Source organism: Flavobacterium bomense, assembly GCF_003970355.1.
This window is the reverse complement of record NZ_RYDJ01000140.1, coordinates 1-1,294: the sequence shown is the minus strand read 5'-3', so window position 1 is coordinate 1,294 and position 1,294 is coordinate 1. Positions and strand designations below refer to the sequence as shown.

Genomic DNA, 1,294 nt, shown 5'->3' with positions numbered 1-1,294 from the left:
ATTTTCGAAAATTATACCGTAGGCGATTTCGAAAAAGAAGCCATTGCCAAACTCGATGATTTATTTTTAACCAATGATTATGTTGTTCTGGTTGGCGGTTCCGGTTTATACGTTGACGCTATTTTAAAAGGTTTTGACGATTTTCCCGAAATTGAAACTTCTGTTCGGGGTGAAGTCACTCCTAATTATGAAAAATTAGGAATCGAATATTTGCAAACCGAATTAGAAAAACGCGATCCCAATTATTTTGAAGTCGTGGCCAAAGAAAATCCACAACGAATGATGCGTGCCTTGGAAGTTTGCATTGGTTCTGGAAAACCTTATTCTTCCTTTTTAAACCAAAAGAAAAACACTCGCAACTTCACTCCTATCCTTATTGGTTTAGAAGCTGAAAGAAGCCTGATTTACGATAGAATTAACCAGCGAGTTGACATAATGATGACCGAAGGTTTATTGGCCGAAGCCGAAATTTTATTTCCACAAAAAGACTTGAACGCACTGCAAACCGTTGGTTACAGAGAATTATTCAGTTATTTTGAAGGCGAAATCTCCTTGGAATTTGCCATCGAAGAAATCAAGAAAAACACCCGACGATTTGCCAAAAGACAACTCACTTGGTTCAAAAGAAACGGAAACACAAAATGGTTTGATTATTTGATGGATAGAAAAGAAATTATAAAAAATATCAATGACAATATCAATGGCAATATCAATGACAATATCAACGGCAATGGAATATAAAAATTCTAAATACTAATTTCTAACCTCTAATTCTAATCTCTAATTTCTAACTTCTAAACTCTTCCCTCACAATGCCCATTTCACAAGACTTCACGTCTATATTTAGCAAAGATTGGGAAATTAATTTCACTCAATGTCTTCCTAATGGATTTTTAAAATATACCGATTTATGCAACATTTTACAATTGACTGCTGCAGCTCATTCTGAACTTGGAGGAATTAGTTTTTCGGATATGCAGGAATTCAATCAGGCTTGGGTTTTGAGTAGAATGCGGGTTGAAATCAACGAATTACCCAAATGGAAAGACGTTGTAACGGTAAAAACTTGGATTAATACACTCGAAAATTCTCGTTCGGTTCGAGCTTTGGAATTGTATGTAAATGACAAGAAAATAGTGGGTTGCGAAACTTTCTGGGCCGTTTTCAATACTAAAATAAGACGTCCACAAGCCTTGGCTTTGCCTTTTGCACATTTTGAATTATATCCAGAGCAAAAAGCAACCGAAAAGCCTTTCTCAAAAATCAATATCAACAACGAAACCGAAATGGTCTT

Annotated in this window: 2 protein-coding genes; both read left to right on the top strand. The window is 35.5% G+C overall.

Annotation, left to right across the window (positions count from 1 at the left end):
* The coding region (gene miaA / locus EKL98_RS16220; protein WP_126563168.1) for a tRNA (adenosine(37)-N6)-dimethylallyltransferase MiaA at window positions 1-741 on the top strand (741 nt) is incomplete at its 5' end.
* A 71-nt stretch (window positions 742-812) separates the two neighbouring features.
* On the top strand, window positions 813-1,294 hold a 482-nt coding region (locus EKL98_RS16215; protein ID WP_126563167.1), incomplete at its 3' end, for an acyl-ACP thioesterase domain-containing protein.